This window comes from Bacillus sp. JJ1533 (genome assembly GCF_036965045.1).
In the GTDB taxonomy this organism is placed as follows: Bacteria; Bacillota; Bacilli; order Bacillales; family Bacillaceae_L; genus Ferdinandcohnia.
In genome coordinates this window covers 115487-133449 of record NZ_JBALOV010000013.1, presented here as the reverse complement: position 1 = coordinate 133449, position 17963 = coordinate 115487, and the positions used below count along the sequence as shown (strand labels likewise).

19 protein-coding genes are annotated in these 17963 nt (G+C 36.2%); 16 read left to right on the top strand and 3 right to left on the bottom strand.

Annotation, left to right across the window (positions count from 1 at the left end; all coding sequences use genetic code 11):
• The first annotated feature begins 94 nt into the window (after positions 1 to 94).
• The 6 genes from V7138_RS07245 (at position 95) to V7138_RS07220 (ending at position 3689) form a co-directional block, all read left to right on the top strand.
• Complete coding sequence (locus tag V7138_RS07245) at positions 95 to 625, top strand: hypothetical protein (RefSeq protein ID WP_335395465.1); 531 nt, start codon at positions 95 to 97, stop codon at positions 623 to 625.
• Between the two features lie 103 nt (positions 626 to 728).
• Positions 729 to 1433, top strand: coding sequence for an SGNH/GDSL hydrolase family protein (locus V7138_RS07240; RefSeq protein ID WP_335395462.1), 705 nt, complete (start codon positions 729 to 731; stop codon positions 1431 to 1433).
• Positions 1434 to 1635: 202 nt separating this feature from the next.
• Positions 1636 to 2274, top strand: coding sequence for a hypothetical protein (locus tag V7138_RS07235; protein ID WP_335395551.1), 639 nt, complete (start codon positions 1636 to 1638; stop codon positions 2272 to 2274).
• 247 nt (positions 2275 to 2521) lie between these two features.
• Entirely contained in the window at positions 2522 to 2896 is a 375-nt protein-coding gene (locus V7138_RS07230; protein ID WP_335395459.1) for a YciI family protein, read from the top strand.
• A gap of 191 nt (positions 2897 to 3087) precedes the next feature.
• Positions 3088 to 3399, top strand: coding sequence for an inner-membrane translocator (locus tag V7138_RS07225; RefSeq protein WP_335395457.1), 312 nt, complete (start codon positions 3088 to 3090; stop codon positions 3397 to 3399).
• Between the two features lie 104 nt (positions 3400 to 3503).
• The gene (locus tag V7138_RS07220; protein ID WP_335395456.1) at positions 3504 to 3689 is read left to right on the top strand and encodes a DUF2187 family protein; all 186 of its coding nucleotides are present in this window, start codon (positions 3504 to 3506) and stop codon (positions 3687 to 3689) included.
• A gap of 608 nt (positions 3690 to 4297) precedes the next feature.
• On the opposite strand, the gene V7138_RS07215 is transcribed toward V7138_RS07220, so the two are convergent.
• The 3 genes from V7138_RS07215 to V7138_RS07205 all read right to left on the bottom strand — a co-directional run bounded on the left by V7138_RS07215 (position 4298) and on the right by V7138_RS07205 (position 7077).
• Complete coding sequence (locus tag V7138_RS07215; protein ID WP_335395453.1) at positions 4298 to 4708, bottom strand: DUF3021 domain-containing protein; 411 nt, start codon at positions 4706 to 4708, stop codon at positions 4298 to 4300.
• Positions 4705 to 5163 carry a LytTR family DNA-binding domain-containing protein gene (locus tag V7138_RS07210; protein WP_335395451.1) on the bottom strand — a complete coding sequence of 153 codons (459 nt, stop codon included), beginning with the start codon at positions 5161 to 5163 and terminating at the stop codon, positions 4705 to 4707. The genes V7138_RS07215 and V7138_RS07210 overlap by 4 nt, the downstream gene beginning before the upstream one ends.
• Positions 5164 to 5922: 759 nt before the next feature.
• Entirely contained in the window at positions 5923 to 7077 is a 1155-nt protein-coding gene (locus V7138_RS07205) for a hypothetical protein (RefSeq protein ID WP_335395448.1), read from the bottom strand.
• Positions 7078 to 7330: 253 nt separating this feature from the next.
• Here V7138_RS07205 and V7138_RS07200 point away from each other — a divergent pair, with 253 nt between their 5' ends.
• The 10 genes from V7138_RS07200 (at position 7331) to V7138_RS07155 (ending at position 17961) form a co-directional block, all read left to right on the top strand.
• Positions 7331 to 8113, top strand: a complete 783-nt coding sequence (locus V7138_RS07200; protein WP_335395445.1) for an NUDIX hydrolase — start codon at positions 7331 to 7333, stop codon at positions 8111 to 8113.
• 60 nt (positions 8114 to 8173) lie between these two features.
• Complete coding sequence (gene pnuC / locus V7138_RS07195) at positions 8174 to 8872, top strand: nicotinamide riboside transporter PnuC (protein WP_335395444.1); 699 nt, start codon at positions 8174 to 8176, stop codon at positions 8870 to 8872.
• A complete protein-coding gene (gene nadR / locus V7138_RS07190) occupies positions 8869 to 9900 on the top strand; it encodes a multifunctional transcriptional regulator/nicotinamide-nucleotide adenylyltransferase/ribosylnicotinamide kinase NadR (protein ID WP_335395442.1) in 1032 nt (343 codons plus the stop codon). The genes pnuC and nadR overlap by 4 nt, the downstream gene beginning before the upstream one ends.
• Positions 9901 to 10196: 296 nt before the next feature.
• The gene (gene lspA, locus V7138_RS07185; protein WP_335395439.1) at positions 10197 to 10721 is read left to right on the top strand and encodes a signal peptidase II; all 525 of its coding nucleotides are present in this window, start codon (positions 10197 to 10199) and stop codon (positions 10719 to 10721) included.
• A gap of 270 nt (positions 10722 to 10991) precedes the next feature.
• The gene (locus V7138_RS07180) at positions 10992 to 13055 is read left to right on the top strand and encodes an alcohol dehydrogenase catalytic domain-containing protein (protein WP_335395436.1); all 2064 of its coding nucleotides are present in this window, start codon (positions 10992 to 10994) and stop codon (positions 13053 to 13055) included.
• 36 nt (positions 13056 to 13091) lie between these two features.
• On the top strand, positions 13092 to 13991 hold the full coding sequence (locus tag V7138_RS07175; protein ID WP_335395433.1) for a sugar phosphate isomerase/epimerase family protein: 900 nt from the start codon (positions 13092 to 13094) through the stop codon (positions 13989 to 13991).
• A gap of 74 nt (positions 13992 to 14065) precedes the next feature.
• Positions 14066 to 15376 (top strand): ABC transporter substrate-binding protein, encoded by a 1311-nt coding sequence (locus tag V7138_RS07170; RefSeq protein ID WP_335395432.1) that lies wholly within the window; start codon positions 14066 to 14068, stop codon positions 15374 to 15376.
• 77 nt (positions 15377 to 15453) lie between these two features.
• A complete protein-coding gene (locus tag V7138_RS07165) occupies positions 15454 to 16344 on the top strand; it encodes a carbohydrate ABC transporter permease (RefSeq protein WP_335395430.1) in 891 nt (296 codons plus the stop codon).
• On the top strand, positions 16341 to 17156 hold the full coding sequence (locus V7138_RS07160) for a carbohydrate ABC transporter permease (RefSeq protein ID WP_335395427.1): 816 nt from the start codon (positions 16341 to 16343) through the stop codon (positions 17154 to 17156). The genes V7138_RS07165 and V7138_RS07160 overlap by 4 nt, the downstream gene beginning before the upstream one ends.
• Before the next feature lie 25 nt (positions 17157 to 17181).
• Positions 17182 to 17961, top strand: a complete 780-nt coding sequence (locus tag V7138_RS07155; RefSeq protein WP_335395424.1) for an SDR family NAD(P)-dependent oxidoreductase — start codon at positions 17182 to 17184, stop codon at positions 17959 to 17961.
• Positions 17962 to 17963 lie beyond the last annotated feature (2 nt).

Sequence of the window (17963 nt, the reverse complement as noted above, 5' to 3'; positions counted from 1 at the left end):
TCTATTAACCTCGAAATAAGAATTAACTGTAAAATTTTTCTTGCGATACTGGTTTAGTGCTAAAGATAATCAGATTGAATTGTGGGGGCGGAATATGAAAATAGGAAGAAACTATTTATCTTTTTTATTGCTAATATTTACATTTGCATTATCGGCTTGTAATCAAAGTCCTAATTTCGAGTTGTATGAAGGTAAATCTTTAGAAATAGCGGTAGTTGGGGAACGACCAGAAGTGAAAGAAGAACAGGTTACCTTCAGTGAAATTTCATTTGAGCAACTTACAGGCGAGAATATCGGATCGTATGATGCAGTCTTTATTACAGAAAAAAATCTTCCTCAAGCATCTGAAAGCAAGTATGCAAATACTTACTTAGACTCAATGATTCCGTTCTTTTTTATTTCAGCAAATAGTCATATCCCTTTTACCGTAAGAGAAACAGAATTTAATGAGTCTTGGACTTGGACTGCTGGCAATAACTACGCTGTTGGAGTACTTACATCAAATGAAGATAAATTATTAAAAAGTTGGGGTTTTGGATTATATAATGATAAAAAAACGGATGAAAACATAAAACAGGTGTATTCACTAATTTTTGAAACAATTGAAGGACTTAGTAAGGAGTAGATTAGGTAATTCTATTGAATAACGGTAGTGATGATCCTAGTTAATTATTGCTAGTTTCTGTTGAAACCATTTACGATTTTTTTAGGTCAGGAGGAATGAAACAATGAAGATCGGACTAATTGGTGACAGTTTAACAGAAGGCCGTCCCGGAGTGTCTTTTGTTAACATTTTAAAAGAAAAGTATCCAAATCTTTCATTTGATAATCTTGGCAAACCAGGGGAGACAGTTAAAAGTTTGCATAACCGTTTAACAAAAATAAAATTAGAAACAAATTATGAACTTATCTTCCTTTGGATTGGAGTCAATGATGTTTATTCAAAATTGTTGAGAGTCCAAGCACAGCCAGTTGCAAAAAGTTTCGAGGAATTTAGGGAGTATTACAACAAAATATTAGAAATGGTTATTTCCTCTTCTAAACAGGTGGTTACAGTTGCGCCAGCATTAGTGGGTGAAACTTTACAGAATGAATCGAATAAAGAAATCACAATGTTATCTTCTATCATCCAATCCCTCTCTAAAGATCATCATGTAAATGTAAGTTTTCTGGATATGCATTCCATATTTGGGGAACATCTTTTAAAAGCCACTAGTTCTGATTATGTCAGTATCAACGTTATGAGAGTGATGCTGGATGTTCTCTTTTATAAACATCCTACACGCATCGACCGGTTATCAAAAAAACGAGGACTTCACTTAACATTAGATGGCATTCATTTAAATAGTATTGGAGCAGGACTTGTTGCGGAGCAATATTCAACTATAATAGATCAACAATTGCACAACTACCAAAAGTCCATTCAGCAGTAAAAACTTTATAGGAGATTGTAAATCTATTTTACTTATTCACTAAAGATCTTGATTGCTGAGCAGGGCTGTTGTTTCTTGAACGATTGTTGAAGAATAGCTCGAAAAAAATACTATTGTAACGAAAATAACAATGACATCGTCTAAACATTAAAGGGGGAGGCTAGAAGTTCAGAGTTGAATTGGAGGGGATACATTGAAATTTGTGATTTTGTTAGTAGTATTATTTACTTTGAGTTCCTGTACCACGGTTACTACTGAAGAGTATGAAAAAAATACGCCTGTAGTCTCAGTAAATAGTACTGCAGATACTGCTATAAACACAGAGATGACATCAAGTACTGAGAGGAAGGAATTGCAAAAGAATCCTGAATATTTAGCTAATGATGAAAGTGAACTATCTGTGCTGGATTTTGAAACGGCTTTTGAAATGTGTGAGAGAGTACTTACAGAGTATTATAAAGCTGTTTGGAACGGTACGGATATTGAATTGGATACATTTATCGATAACGAAAACTTAAAACAGTATACGCAAAAGAAAATTCTTTTCCAAAATGAAGTGTACGGAAAATTTAATGATAAGGTCCAAAATATTGAGATTGACGCTTCGGAAGTAGAGTATACTGATGATGCGAATGGAGGGTTTCTCTATCTTAAATTACCTGCTGAAATTAAAAAGACTGCAGGTAGTTATGGTGAAGTAACGGAATTTCTTGTGCGTAATAACAACGGAAAGTTAGTCATTGTAGATTGGTATACTGGTGCAAAAGATAGTTATGATTTCGTTGTACGCGGAGAAAATCTATCCCTTGACAATCCTGATATTTGGAATGATAGTGAATAAATGGTAAACATAAAAAAGTTGTTGACCTAATGGTATGTACGAATTGAAGAGCTGTGATGTGATAAGAGTCAGCCTTTAGTTTTGCGAACAGAGCAAGCAAGTAAAAAAGAAAATATTTTTTATTGTAAAAAGTATTTTATACAAACGATGTATGTTAGAAAATGGTAAGTATTTAACAGGATATCATAGAATACATAGTAAAAATGCTGTTTAATAAGAGCCTCTAAAAATGAAGGGGGGAAACTACATGCTGTTTATGATAATTGTCAAAGCATCGAAGAATTCAGAAGCTGGAAAGCTCCCGAGTTCTGAACTTATTGAAGCTATGAACAAGTACAATGAGGAATTAGTTAAGGCTGGGGTACGTGTTGCTGCAAAAGGACTTCATCCAAGCTCAAATGGGATTCGTCTTTCTTATCCGAAACCAGAGGAAAAGCCAGTTGTTTCGGAGGGTCCATTTACGGAGTCGAAAGAATTGATTGCCGGTTTCATTTTGATTGATGTGAAATCAAGGGAAGAAGCCATCGAATGGGCCATGCAGATGCCTGACCCGCAAGGACATGGGGAAGGTCAGATTGAATTGCGTCAAGTATTTGAGGCGGCGGAGCTAATTAATCTTTGAAGGGACGGCGATTTGTGACCCCATCTTGATGACGTGTATCCAAAAATAATGGACTCCATTCTAGAATCTAGTTCAAAATTAAAGGAATGGATTTATTAAGCCAATAGGTGCTTTGTCCAATCAATGATTAACGCACTTTTTTTCAATTTTTTTTACAATGGTAAGATTTCACAGACACTGGGGGATACATTATGGAAGGTCTAATATTGGCATTATTTATCTTAATTTTAATATTTCTTAATGTTGCTTTCTTTACATTATTTAAAACAGGAAAACTAAATCTTTTGTTATCGGGCATTATTATGATGATACTTGGTCCAGTTATTGGTTTTTCAAGCGGGGCATTATTTCTTCATTTTTATGATTGGAGTTCAGGAGGAACAGGAGAAGGTGCAGGATATGGTGGTGCATTTTTAGGACTTATAACATTGGCTAATGGGGTTCTCATTTTTGTGATTGGAATGATAAGAGGGTTTCTACTTTTCATGAAAAAAGGTAATTGATGTTTTGTTATTCAAATAAAGGGTGCTTTCCTGTAAACAATAAATACAGCTTGTTCCTGCATTTTTTTATCTTTGCTGAAAATAATAAGTTCGGAGGTGACAAAATGGCAACTGCTCAAATCGGGGATATTATTTTATTCAAGCGTGATGGGGGAAGCTATGAAGGTACTGTTACGGTTGTAAGAGAAAATTCTGTTATTGTGGAGTATGGGTACAATAAGGAAAAAGACGAACCAATTACAACCATAGTCAATCATAAAAATTATAAAATTTCGAATGCAACTTCGTAAAACAGGTGCGTTGATCCAATAAGGATTAACGCACTATTTGTTGAAGTTATGAAACGAAAAGGCAGTTTAATTATCATTTATCATTTATTGTATAAACGATAATATAAAACGAATAAAAGTACGTATACTAAAGAAAAAGATAGGAGGGTTTATATGGGTCTCTTTGGTAATCAAAAAGAAAAACGACGATACAAAAAATTTCAAAGGGGAATTTGTCCCGACTGCTCAGGAAGGGGATTTTTTTCTTCAGGTTTTGAAACTGTTCATGTTCATGATTGTCATACTTGTAAGGGCACCGGAAAGCCTAAATAGAGCAAGAACATAGAAGCATGTATTAGATAATGCGTTATTAAGTTAGGGTTACATTATGTTTAAATGGACTAATCACATTTTTAAGATATGAAAAAGCTACCTTCAAAAGGAAAGAGGTAGCTAAAAGTCAGAAATATTATTTAGTAGCTGCTCTATAAATATCTAACAGTACTTCTGGTAACAGTCTTCTCGATGTTTATTACTTAACTGAGCCTACATGTAAGTTGTTTTATTCTTTATCTGGCATCCGCTATAAATTGTATAAACAAACCTTGTACCTCATAAACATCAATTCTTCATAGATTCTTTAAATCATCATTTAATTTCCGTGCCTGACTTTTGAAGTAAAGATAAAATGCTACCCAGAAAATCATATAAACGACAAGGGAAATTAATAATGTTAACAAAATATTTATAATAGTAAATGGGATCCATCCGATTGTGAACGCCAAGATGAGGTACAGAATCGTGACGGTTAAAAAATGAATAATTGTCTGCTGGGAAAGGTTCAAATTCCTGTTTTCAAAGTACAACGAACTGACTGTAAAAAACCATCCGCATAGAACAGAGCCCACAGAGTTTTTTAAAAATAATGCTCCATCTATCATATCGTAGTCACCAAATAGGATATACAGATTGGTGATTAAAACCGCAATAAAGCCTCCGAAGAAAATACCCATTAAACTGCGGATAATAAATATTTTCATTCAACTTTCCTCCTATTCAATTTTAGAACTTCTTTAATCTTAGAGACATAGGTACGAGACACATACTCTTTCTTTCCTGATTTGAAGTAAACACAGAGTGTGCCATTGAATGATGCCTCAAAACGGCTCAATTGATTCAAATTGGCGATAACCGATTTAGACAGGCGGATAAATTTTTTAGAAGGGAGCATGGCCTCCAGCTCATATAATTTCTCTTTTAAAATAAATGAATCTGCTGCCGTTACGGCAATAATATGATCATTTTCACTATGAAAATAGTGAATCTCATCCGGTTTGAGAATATGTTGCATTTCTCCCTTTTTCCCAACCAGGAATTGTTGTTCCCTTCCATTGATAAAGTCAATGAGCTCCTGTATATCTTCATTCAACTTAGGCCCTTCGATGGTAATTTTCGTTTCTTTAAGTGTTTTGTCAATATTAAGGAAAAGTTTCAAAACTCAGACACCTCTTTTCACCTCAAGTATATTCGATTCAATTCTTGATGTCTGCCAATAAATGTTTTTTTAATTCAACCTCTCATTGACTTTCTAATCACATTGTAGGATGAAATTCCTTTTAAGTCTGTATAATTATAGTAAGTGGAAGGGAAATGCAGGTAACTTGTAGAAAATAGATGGTGAATTACACCCTGCAAAAAGGATAATTGGAGCCTACTTAAGATTAGTATCTAAGGATTAAGAGGGGATAAAAATGGGACTTTCTGAAATAATCATAATAATGCTTGTATATGGTGGTCTATTAATTTATACATTGCAATCAATTTCTTCAGATAAAAAAAGCTTTGTTTATTTAAAGTCAATGATCCTAATCATTATGTATGTTTTTATTTCAATTTTTATTTGGTTCACTTACAAAGGGGAAGAGTATCAGATTAATAACCATAGTGGACACAAACCAGTTAATTTTATGAGTGAAGCAATTCTTATGATAGTTAGTTTTAGCATTTATAGCGTAATTTTAATTTTGTTAAGTATTATTCTAAAAAGACGGAGCATTCAATAAGCATCAAAATTCTTATACTTAAAAATTATGTTTGAATACCAAATTACCTTTCCGACACCAAACATTATTAATTAAAAGAAAACCATAAAAGAAGAAACTAACAAGTGTAAACTAAACCCGCTCCTGGAATAGGAGCGGTATTTATTATTCCATATAGAAAAAGTGTGAGGATGTAGGTGCCACTACATCTTCTAAAAACGTGAATCATCTTTTTGTTTCGTTTTCCCTAAAGACTTCCTTAATTTATGAAACCAAGAATATACCTTCATACCATAATAAAGAAACAAAAACGCTCCAATCGTCATCATGGCATAATTCTGAACCGCCGGCTGAAAAGTTGCTCGTTCGTCAGGTGAGAGCTGTATACCAACGAAGATACCTATATAAATGATAAACATATCTCGTAACGGCTCATACCAATTGACCCGCTCTATCTTAATATAAATAAAAAACTGTAAAAGAACCGTAAAGAAAAGTGCGACGAATTCGCCAGAACTGTCACTAAACGATTCTCCTGAGATGTCCCAATTCGGGAACCAGAAACAAATCATTATGATCTGTAAAATGGATAGAAGAAGGGTATATAAAAAAACGTTCTTCCGATTCTTTTTCTTATTTTCCGCAAGTATTTCTTTCTGCTTTTCCGTTAAATAGAGATTTTCCAAACCGTCCGCCTCTGAACCCATTACAAAGGACAGAGTTCCATCAAACCGCTTCTTCGGAATGGAATCAAGTACTTCGGGGGTTCTAGGGGTAGCCGTTAAGGCTTTATCCGTCTCGAAAATGTCAACTCCATTCTTTTCAAAAACGTCAATCCACTCAAAAAGTGATTTCTCATCCGCATGCGGAAAGCTTGTAACCATTTCTTGATTTTTGGTATCGACACCATAGATGATGATTTTTGCGGAACGGACTGGAACAAATTTCGTCCTCATTTGATAATTTTCACCACTATGAATCTTGGACTTTGCCTTTAATCGATAATCCATTCCAATTAAAACATATTTCATATTTTCATAAGGAAGAAAAAACTGTAGTTCTTCACCCTCCGTTTTGTCATTAACGTAGTAATAATAACTATTTTCACCAAGCTGGATGTTAATAACAACATCTAAGTATTTTCGTAAATTCTTATAGCCAAACCATGAAAGCCCGAGAAAGGCAACACTAATTGCAAATAGTAGTATGGAGAAACCCCATCCTGTCACAGAAATTTCTTTGGCACCTAGACCAAATACACCGATTCCGATGATAAAGAGAATGAAGATTAGCCCGATATGACAACCAATTGCCCACTTTGGTAGCTGATTCGTAAAGTTTCGATTATCCTTTGTTTGCAGTTCCATCAATCAATAGCCCCTTTCAATTCTTTATTTTACCAGAAAGAGGGTAGGATAAAGGGCTTATTGTGGTTGTTACTATGGTAGGGTTATACAGGTGCTAGAATTCATTAATAATTAACATTACTAGTTAATTGAACCTATAAATCGAAGTTTTTGTCGAAATTTTTATGTAACATATTGTTCATGTGTTTGATATAATACTATTAACAATTAACAAAATGTTAATCAATATGATGCGGGACGAGGTGACTAAGAAATGAGTGAGGATATGTTAAGTTATGATGTGAGTAAGTATCGTACTCCAGATGGATATACAAGTGATATTGCTGTTTTTACGATTATTTCAACAGAGGTGGGTCCTTATAAGCCACCAGAAAAGACATTAAAAATTATGCTGATTAAACGAGCGGAGAATACAAAAGAAGGTATGCCTAATATCGAAGGAGGAAAATGGGCTTTGCCTGGTGGGTTTATTAAGCCTGAGGAAATTGCTTATGATGCAGCAGTACGCGAATTAAGAGATGAAACGGGTATAGAAGGCTTAAAAGTCAAGCACTTTGGTGTTTACGACAAATTTGGTCGTGATAAGCGGGGGTGGATAATTTCGAATGCCCATTACGCAATAGTTCCTGAAAATAAGCTAGGCAAAAGGAGAGCCGCAGATGACGCTGACGAGGTAGCGTTATTCTCGATGGATGAGGTGTTTAAGCTGGACCTTGCCTTTGACCACAAAGAAATTATCGATGATGCGTTATGGTTCATTAAAAAGGATATGTCTTTAACAACGTTAGCGAAAAACTTTTTACCAAAGGAATTTGTCTTGTCTGAGTTGCAAGGGGTATTGCTGACAGTCATGGATGAGCCTTGGCTAAAGCTAGATTCTCAATTTTTCAGAAAGGCTCCAACGCTTCCGTTTATTGAAAAAGTCGTGAAGGATGGAGAACCTCAAAAAACGAATCGTTGGTCAAAAAACAAAGCACAACTCTATCGATTTAATGATTTTGATCCATATGTATCCATTTATAATGCAAAATACTAATTTTTTTCTTTATTACAATTAACAATTCGTTAATTAATAATTAGTAAGGAGTGAAGAAAAATGAAACTCTTAAAAGACTGGACCTTATTTGAGAAGCTCTGGCTTGTAACGTTTACGCTTGTAAATGTGTATTTGTTTTTTGTCTGGGATGATACAATTCTTGGATTCATTACATCGATTGCCGGTATGCTTTGTGTTGTGTTGGTTGCGAAAGGGAAGATAAGTAATTACTATTTTGGAATTATCCAAACCGGAACGTATGCCCATATCTCTTACGGATATGGCCTCTATGGCGAGGTCATGTTAAATGCCTTGTTTTATTTTCCATTACAGTTTGTAGGACTTTATTTATGGAATCAACATAAAACAAAACAAACTGTACAAGGGGAAGAAATTCAAGTCAGTGCTTTAACAAAAAAAGGATGGACCCTTACATTATCTTCATTCCTAGTCATTTTTGTTCTATATGCTTACCTTCTAGAAAAAATAGGCGGCAATGTAGTCTGGATTGATTCGGCAACGACCACATTATCGGTGATTGCTCAGATTTTAATGCTCAAACGTTTCACTGAGCAATGGTTATTTTGGATTGCGGTGAATGTACTTTCCATTGCACTTTGGCTGAAGGCATTGGCTTTACAAGGAGGAAACGATGTATCGATGCTTGTCATGTGGTCGGCCTTTCTGATCAATAGTATTTACGGCTATTACAACTGGTCGAAAGTGTATAAAAAGCAGAAGAAGGAGGAAGTTTCATGAAAAAGGTTGGATTTTACGGTGGAAAGTTTTTACCTTTGCATCAAGGTCATGTGTACGCCATTATCAAAGCCTCCACGATGGTAGAAGAATTGTTTGTCGTGTTGTCTCATAGCGAAAAAAGGGACCAGGAGCTTTGTGAAGGGAGCGAGCTTCCTTATATTCCAAGTCGGATCCGGCTACGTTGGCTTTCCCAACTAACGAAGGAAATGACGAACGTTAAAGTCATTGAAGTAGAGGATCATGATGGAAATGAAGATTACAATTGGAAAGAAGGGTCAATTAAAATAAAAGAGGCAATCGGGAAAAACATTGATGTGGTGTTCAGCTCTGAAAAGGGATATGACCCGATTTTTCAAGAATTATATCCTGAGGCAACGCATGTTTTGATTGATGAAAAACGGGAACAGGTTCCGATATCGGCAACTGAGATTCGAAAAAAGGGTGTTTTTCATTACTGGCACTACATTCCTAAGGTAACGAAACCATATTTCGTTAAAAAGGTTGTCATATTGGGCACTGAAAGCTGTGGAAAATCAACGCTTACGAGAAATTTAGCACTTATTTATAACACGACCTATGTAAGCGAATATGGCAGGGATATCTGTGAAGAGTTGGGAGGTTGTGATGGAATTATGATAGACGAGGATTACCCTCTCATTGCATACGGTCATAAACTAAAAGAGTATGAAGCTAGTAAACAAGCAAATAAAATTGTCTTTATTGACACTGAGGCAGCTGTCACTCAATTCTACTCAGAATTATATAATCAAAAAACGCAACAGGTCCTAAACGAAATTGCCAAGAACCAACAATATGATCTATGTCTATTTTTAGAACCTGACGTCAAATGGGTGGATGATGGATTAAGGGTGCATGGGGAACAACAGGTTCGAGAAGAAAATAATCAGCGCTTGAAGGAATTGTTGAATGAATATAAAATTCCATTCGTAAGCATTAGCGGGACCTATCAAGAGCGTTTCGAAAAGGCGATTGACTTGATACGTGGAAGGTTAGGGGTTTCGAATTAAATATATAAAATGCTAATTTTGACTCCTAGTATTGATGAGTTATTCGAGAAAGGTACAGTTACAAAAATGAGAAAATCGAACAGATATAAATACTAATAAGAATTTGAAAGTAGTCCTGGTTTGCAGGGCTGCTTTTTTGTCATATCTTTAAAATCATTCGTATGTCTGATGATGTATATGATAAATTTGAAATACAAATAAAATAGTATAGAGTATGCCATGGTGCTTTATCATACATGAAATTTGGTTATGCTTGTAAAGCAAAAAATTGTATTAACCAGTATTCATAGATTAAAATGAATTTAACTATTAATACACTAGAAAGTGTGATTCTTATCCATTTCTATTCTGCAGCTATAATTGCCATTATCATTGATCAAGTTTCAAAATATTTGGTTCGAGCCTCTTTAGAAGTTGGAGACACTCTCATAGTGTGGGAGGGTATTCTTCATTTTACTCACTATCAAAATAGCGGGGCAGCTTTGGGATTGTTTGAAGGGTATGGTCGCCTGTTTGTACCTGTTGCAATTATCGTAGTCGGTATTTTCATTTATATGCATAAGAAGGGTCATATATATGGGGTCATTATGGAATTAGGGTCTGGACTTTATATTGGTGGTGCAATCGGAAATGCCATTGACCGGATCGTATTTAATCAAGTAACAGATTTTATCAACTTTCAATCCGGTGGAGGTATCCTTAATCTAGCAGATTATGCCCTCAATGTCGGCATCGTTCTGATTTTAGTAGACTCCATAATACTTGAACCCGTAAAAAAGAAAAGGGCTGAAATAAACAGATTTATTAAAGAAAGTAATTAAACATTTTACATAAACTAGGTCCAATGACATCATCGATACGAATGGTGTCATTTTTATTTTTAATAATGTCGAATCCAGTCTATGAAAAAATTCATTATACCCTCTCTAACTATAAAATTGGTAAATAACCCTGAAATTCAAGGTTTTCATTAAAATTATTACAAATGAAATCGTCATTTTTTGAATGTTTTATGAATTGACAATATTATAATTGGTTGTTATGCTCTACTCGATGAAACGTTTCATTCAATAATAAAATAGGAAGATACCATGAATAAAAAAGTGACGATACGAGATGTTGCAGAGTTAGCTGGCGTGTCTATCGGGACTGTATCTAAGGTCATCAATAATACTGGTAACGTCCATACTGAACTGAAACAGAAAGTACATGAAGCAATTAAAATCCTACAATACTCCCCAAACCTGATAGCAAGAAGTTTGAAGTCATCCGTTACGAAAACAATTGCTGTTCTACTATCTAACCTAACAAATCCCTTCCAGATGACTTTAGCAAAAGGAATCGAAGAAGTGATCTTTGAAAAAAACTATTTACTCATCATCAGCTCCACTAATGAAAATCCTAATATTGAACGAAAAAATCTACAAATGTTTTATGAGCAACGTGTTGACGGAATCATTCTTTGTTCGACTGGACATGTCAATGAAGACATTCTTTTATTAGCAAACAGAAAGATTCCAATTGTTCTTGTCGACCGACCTATTTCTCATCTGCCAGTCAATATCGTAGCAGATGACAACATGATTGGTATGGAAAAACTAGTTACATATTTATATGCATTAGGTCATAAGGAAATAGGTGTAGTACATGGAGATTTGAATACCATTCACGGAAGACTTCGCCATCAGGCGGTTTTAAAGTCGCTTGTGAAATATGGGCTTTCGACGAGACACCAGTTTGTTGGTGACTTTACGTATGAAGGAGGACAACAAGCAGTAAAATCTTTCCTTTCAACTTCAACTCAACCTACGGCTATTATTTCTTCTAACAATAATATGACTGCAGGTGTGTTAAAGGCGTGCCAAAATTACAAGATTATTATTCCAGAACAACTTACGGTTGTCTCATTCGGTGAACTAGAGTATGAATGGGATTTGATTGTTCCGAAAGTGACAGCCGTTGCCCAATCTCCACGTGAAATTGGGAGAAGTGCTGCAACATTGCTGTTAGAACAACTGAATAGTGAAGGACAGCAACCATCCATTCAAATCTTACTAGAACCCAATATAATCATAGGTAATTCTTCGTCTCCCAAAAATGAATATAGAAAAGGTGATGAAATGAAAGCGCTTGTAAACTATGACTCTGGTAAGCACAGGGTAGAGATTCAAGAGGTACCCATCCCGAAAATAGGACCAAAAGACATTTTATTAAAAGTGAAAGCAGTTGGTGTTTGTGGCAGTGACTTGCATATGTACCATGATATACAAGGCTTTGCTGTGAAACGACCTGTTATTTTAGGACATGAATTTGCCGGTATGGTTGAAGATGTCGGTGCTGAAGTCACTCAATTTAAAAAGGGAGACCGGGTTGTAAGCGAGACACCTTCATATGTTTGTGAAACCTGTATGTATTGCAAAACAGGTTTATATAATCTTTGTCCAGACCGGAAAGGGTTTGGCGTTTTAACCGATGGGGCCATGGCTCAATATGTGAAAACAAGGGAAGCCATTGTTCATCACATACCAGATGGTATTCCATTTGAAAAAGCGGCGTTAACGGAACCATCATGTGTTGCCTATAATGCAGTTGCCCATCATTCACGAATTCGACCTGGAGACCATGTTGTCATATTTGGTCCTGGCCCAATTGGATTAATGTGTGTTCAGATTGCTAGATTGTTTGCACCTGGAAAATTAACAGTTGTTGGTTTAGAAAAGGATGCAAAACGACTAGAAGTCGCCAAACGATTCGGTGCAGATGAAGTAATTATAGCGGAAAAGCAGGATGTTGTACGTGAGATTACCAAATATGGAGATGGTTTTGGTGCTGATTTAGTGCTTGATGCTGTTGGTGTAAGTCAAACGTTGAAGCAGAGTATCGAAATTGTTCGACCTGCTGGACAAATTACAAAAATTGGCTGGGGACCAGAACCCATTGGTTTCAGTCTTGATCCACTTATTCAAAAAGCTGCGAGATTGCAAGGTTCTTTTAGCCATACTTATCCAATGTGGGAGAAGGTATTATTACTTATGCAGAAAGGTGAAATTGATCCATTACCAATGGCGAAGATTTATTCACTCGATGATTGGCAGCATGCATTCCATGATATGGATTCCTTAGAACACGCTAAATCTGTTATTATTCCAAACTAGCTTTATCAAAGTCATATCTCGACAAAGGAGAAATCGATGAAAGAAAACAAAGTCAAAATATCAGTTTTCCCTAAAGGGTATATCGATGATTTATCAAATGGAAAAATGGATGTGTTTGAATGGATTGAGCAAGCCGGAACACTTGGGGCAGATGGAATGGAAATGTACCCAACATTCTTACAATCAACGGAGAGAACCTATTTGGAAAAAGTAAAAGAAGCAGCCAGTGCAGTAAATCTTCCCATTCCAATGATGTGTGCTTCACCGGATTTTACTCATCCTGAAAGTTCTTATCGACAAAACGAAGTAGACAAGATGAAAAAAATGATTGATGTGATGGCCATTCTTGGACCAGATGATTTCAGGAGCTGTCGTGTGTTATCGGGTCAAAGAAGACCTGAAGTAACGAGAGAAGACGGAATAAAATGGACAATAGAATGTATACATGAATTAATACCGTATGCAGAAAGGAAACAAGTTTATTTAGTAATGGAAAACCATTATAAAGACGGGCATTGGATTTATCCGGAATTTGCCCAGAAGTCAGATATTTTTTTAGAAATTATCGAAGGGATCTCGTCAGATTGGTTTGGCGTGAACTTTGATCCGTCAAATGCTGTTTTTGCCGGAGATGATCCTCTTGAGTTATTGGAAAAAGTAAAGCATCGATTAATAACGATGCATGCGAGTGATCGGTATATAAAAGAGGGATATACCTTGAAAGACATCGAAACCCATTTGGTACAAGGATATTCTGAAGGATTGGCACATGGTGTTATTGGAAAGGGAATTATTAATTATGATGGTATTTTTAAGTTGTTATCTAATATCCATTTTACGGGCTGGATTTCAATCGAAGATGGTGTAAATGGTCTAGAGGAGATGCAGGAATCAGTAGATTTCTTGAAGGAGAAGGTCCAAGAATATTTTTTATAGGGTACACGACGTAAGGGCTTATATGAGAGTGCTTTATGTCTTAACCATATTAAAAAATGAAAGGGGAAAAGATAGTGAAAAGAAGAAGGGGGCTAAGCATTTTACTGGTTTTCGGTTTATTCATAGGGTTAATGGCTGCTTGCAGCAATAATACACCTGCTTCAGATGATCCATCATCTGACTCAAAAGATGGGAAAAACAAAAATGTTGAATTACGAATCGTTGCCGCGAATCACCCATGGACAGAAGCAATCGAACCGTTACTTCCGCAATTTGAAGAGGAGTCAGGTATTAAAGTAAAGCTAGAAAAGTATTTTGAAGATCAATTAACACAAAAACTCACCACAGAGTTTACTGCAGGCTCTGATAGTATTGATGTCTTTATGATTCGACCCTTACAAGAAGGAAAACTCTTTAATCTCAACGGCTGGGTTGCAGATTTAACAAGCTACACAAGTGATTCAGAATGGGATTTAGGAGATTTTACAGAGTCATCGGTGAACTCATTAAAAGATGGAGATACGATTTTTGGAATACCCACTGTTACCGAACGTGAAATTTTATATTACCGAAAAGATATATTTGAAGAAAAGAATATTCAACCCCCTAAAACATTAGATGAACTATATGAAATTGCAAAAGAACTGAATGACCCTTCTAATGACTTTTACGGTATGGTATCACGTGGACAACGTGCTGCAGCTGTTACACAATTTTCTAGTTACTTATATGGATTTGGTGGAGACTTTATTGTAGACGGAAAAGCTTCGATTGATACACCTGAAGCCATTAAAGCGTTTGAGTTCTATGGTAACTTGCTGAAGGATGCTGGACCTCCAGGAGTCTTAAATATGAGTTGGCCACAAGCGGCAGGATTATTCGCTCAAGGTAAAGCAGCTATGTATACCGATGCTGATAGTATTTATCCGAACCTGCTTGATCCTGAAAAATCTGTAGTTGGGGACAAAGTTGGATTTGCTGTCTTCCCAGAAGGGCCAGAAGGACAAACGCCTTATAACGTGACATCATGGGGAGTCGCTATGAATGCTAAATCAGAAAATAAGGATGCCGGTTGGGAGTTTATCAAGTGGGCAACGAGTAAAGAGATTGTCGCGGAATTACAAAAGAAAAGTGTCCCAGGACCAAGACAATCTGTATGGGATTCACCGGATGGGACTGAAGCGTTTCCTGAAGAACTCGTTCAAGTCATTTCGGAATCCAATAAAATAGGGAAAGAATATGATCGTCCATTGGTCATCAAGGTGAATGAGGCAAGGGATATGATTGGTACAGCAATTGTAACGGGAATTGAAGGTGGCGATGTCGAAGCAGCAGCAAAAGAAGCCAACAAACAATTCCAACAATTACTAGATGACGAAAATTAGGAGTAAATAGGGTAGAACGGGTATTACTGAATCAGTTAATACCCTTTATCCTTTTCATGAATTTACATAGAAGGGGGATGATGATTATTCAACTTTGGATTGAAAAACATCTTAAGTATATTTTTACGTTACCTTCCGTACTCTTTGTCATTGTCATGATTGTATTTCCAGTCGGCTATACGGCCTATTTAAGTTTTTTTGACTGGAGTATGTCTAGTGTATCACCACCTAAATGGGTCTTCTTGGACAATTTTAAGAAACTATTATTTGATGATCCACGGTTTTGGCCCGCTTTTTGGAGAACGTTTTACTTTACGATTTTGGCTGTTTTAACACAAACCATTTTAGGAGTTGCTATTGCAATATTATTCTTCAGAAACTTTAAAGGTAGTAATCTTGTAAAAACATTATTTTTACTGCCAATGGTCTCCACACCGGTTGCAATTGGCTTAGTATGGTTATTAATTTTTGAACCATCCATTGGCTTTGCGAATCAATTCATAGGGTACTTTGGAATAGATCCACAGTTATGGCTTGCTTCTCCGAAACAGGCTCTGCCTGCGATTGCGATGGTCGATACATGGCAATGGACACCGATGATTACGTTAATCACATTGGCAGGTCTCTCTCAATTACCAAATGAAAATTATGAAGCAGCAGCCGTGGATGGGGCAAATTCATGGCAAATTTTTTGGAAGGTCACATTACCTTTAATAGCTCCTACTATTTTTGCAGCAGTTCTATTACGATCCATTGATGCAGTTAAGCATTTTGATTTAATCTATGCCATGACACAAGGCGGCCCGGGATTTGCAACTGAAACCTTGAATATTTACGGCTTCGCAAATGGATTTCAGTATTTCAAATTAGGATATACAAGTGCTATTTTGGTGGTCTTCTTTATGATAGTTCTGATTATGAGTTGCGTGATTCTACTATTCCGTAAGAAAACGGAGGTGACATTATGAAGCATAAGCGAAGAATGGAAATCATCCGTTATACCTTAATTGCTTTTGTTAGTTTAGTATTTTTATTCCCGTTTGTCTGGATGTTTATTGCCTCTCTAAAAAACCAAGCCCAAATTATGTCTACTGACTCCGTATTTATTTTTACACCAAGTTTTAAGAACTACTTAGAGGTTTTTGAACAATATGACTTTATAAAATTTATTATCAATAGCTTTATTGTTGCATTTGCATCAACTGTCCTAGGATTGGTCTTGGGTTTACCAGCGGCATATGCAATTGCAAAATATAAATTGCATAAATTCGGAGTCATTATATTAATTGCTCGAATCATTCCGGGGATTTCATTTATGATACCTTGGTTTATCATATTTTCAAAAATGGGGTTGGTTGATACTTATACAGCGTTGACTTTAAGTCATATGTTAGTCGGGCTGCCATTTATAATATGGATTATGATATCTTCTTTTGAAGCTCTGCCACAAGAACTTGAGGATTCAGCAAGGGTCGATGGCTGTACCTTGCAAGGAGCTTTCTTTCGAATCCTACTTCCGTTAGTGTCACCAGGAATCATTACAGCTTCAATGATGTCCTTTATACTATCTTGGAATAATTTTATGTTTGCTTTGGTACTAGCTGGCGATGACACGAAGACATTGCCAATTGCCGTATTTAACTTTATCTCGTATTCAGAAATCAACTGGGGAGCACTAATGGCAGCTGCTGTTATTATTACACTACCAATCTTGATTATTTCACTGCTTTTACAAAGATACATTGTAAGCGGAATTACTTCTGGAGCAGTAAAAGGATAAATGACAACTAGAAAGGATGATCGATTTGGAGATTGATTTATCTGGAAGGGTAGGAATTGTTACTGGAGTAGGGAAAGGGATTGGTAAGGAAATCATTTTGACCTTAGCACGAGAAGGGGTAAAAACGGTAGGAATCGATGTAAACCAAGCTGACCTTGACCAACTATCACAAGAGTTTACAGAAGAGGGTTTAGAGGGAATGTTTTTTTACTGTGATGTAAGAGATAGTAAGATGATTGCCGAAGTTGTTGAGAAGACTATCAAAATGTATGGCCGCATTGATCTTTTGGTTAACAATGCAGGTGTAGCTGGAAATGGAGAAGTGGAAACATTATCCGAGGAAATTTGGGATTTCTGTCATGATGTGAATTTAAAAGGAATGTACCTCATGTGTAAAGCAGTGATTCCAATTATGAAACAGCAGAAATTTGGTCGGATTATTAATTCTGCCTCTTTTGCAGCAATCATCCCAAGTATCGGAAGTGCAGCATATGCTTCTTCAAAGGCGGGCGTTAAGCAATTTTCACGTGTTCTTGCTGGAGAGCTAGGACCTTGGAATATTACAGTGAACAGTTATGCAGCTGGAATGGTTCCAACCACTCTCAATCATTTTGTAGAACTCCCCCAAGAAGAGCAAGACCGATTATTAGACAGCCTAACCCTCAGAAAATGGGGAGAGAAAAAAGATATTGCCCAATTCATCTGTTTTTTAGCGTCAGATTTGGCTGGTTATATAACCGGTACTTTAATTGATATCAGTGGTGGGAAATTTGCGACCCAATTTCCTCAAGTAGCTTATGAGTAAAA

Excerpts from the sequence above, each read along its gene's own strand:
- V7138_RS07160 (WP_335395427.1), top strand. The coding sequence starts at position 16,341 with ATGAAGCATAAGCGAAGAATGGAAATCATCCGTTATACCTTAATTGCT.
- V7138_RS07230 (WP_335395459.1), top strand. The coding sequence starts at position 2,522 with ATGCTGTTTATGATAATTGTCAAAGCATCGAAGAATTCAGAAGCTGGA.
- lspA (WP_335395439.1), top strand. The coding sequence starts at position 10,197 with ATGAATTTAACTATTAATACACTAGAAAGTGTGATTCTTATCCATTTC.
- V7138_RS07200 (WP_335395445.1), top strand. The coding sequence starts at position 7,331 with ATGAGTGAGGATATGTTAAGTTATGATGTGAGTAAGTATCGTACTCCA.
- V7138_RS07205 (WP_335395448.1), bottom strand. The coding sequence starts at position 7,077 with ATGGAACTGCAAACAAAGGATAATCGAAACTTTACGAATCAGCTACCA.
- pnuC (WP_335395444.1), top strand. The coding sequence starts at position 8,174 with ATGAAACTCTTAAAAGACTGGACCTTATTTGAGAAGCTCTGGCTTGTA.
- V7138_RS07215 (WP_335395453.1), bottom strand. The coding sequence starts at position 4,708 with ATGAAAATATTTATTATCCGCAGTTTAATGGGTATTTTCTTCGGAGGC.
- V7138_RS07240 (WP_335395462.1), top strand. The coding sequence starts at position 729 with ATGAAGATCGGACTAATTGGTGACAGTTTAACAGAAGGCCGTCCCGGA.
- V7138_RS07175 (WP_335395433.1), top strand. The coding sequence starts at position 13,092 with ATGAAAGAAAACAAAGTCAAAATATCAGTTTTCCCTAAAGGGTATATC.
- V7138_RS07165 (WP_335395430.1), top strand. The coding sequence starts at position 15,454 with ATGATGATTATTCAACTTTGGATTGAAAAACATCTTAAGTATATTTTT.
- V7138_RS07180 (WP_335395436.1), top strand. The coding sequence starts at position 10,992 with ATGAATAAAAAAGTGACGATACGAGATGTTGCAGAGTTAGCTGGCGTG.
- V7138_RS07225 (WP_335395457.1), top strand. The coding sequence starts at position 3,088 with ATGGAAGGTCTAATATTGGCATTATTTATCTTAATTTTAATATTTCTT.
- V7138_RS07245 (WP_335395465.1), top strand. The coding sequence starts at position 95 with ATGAAAATAGGAAGAAACTATTTATCTTTTTTATTGCTAATATTTACA.
- nadR (WP_335395442.1), top strand. The coding sequence starts at position 8,869 with ATGAAAAAGGTTGGATTTTACGGTGGAAAGTTTTTACCTTTGCATCAA.
- V7138_RS07220 (WP_335395456.1), top strand. The coding sequence starts at position 3,504 with ATGGCAACTGCTCAAATCGGGGATATTATTTTATTCAAGCGTGATGGG.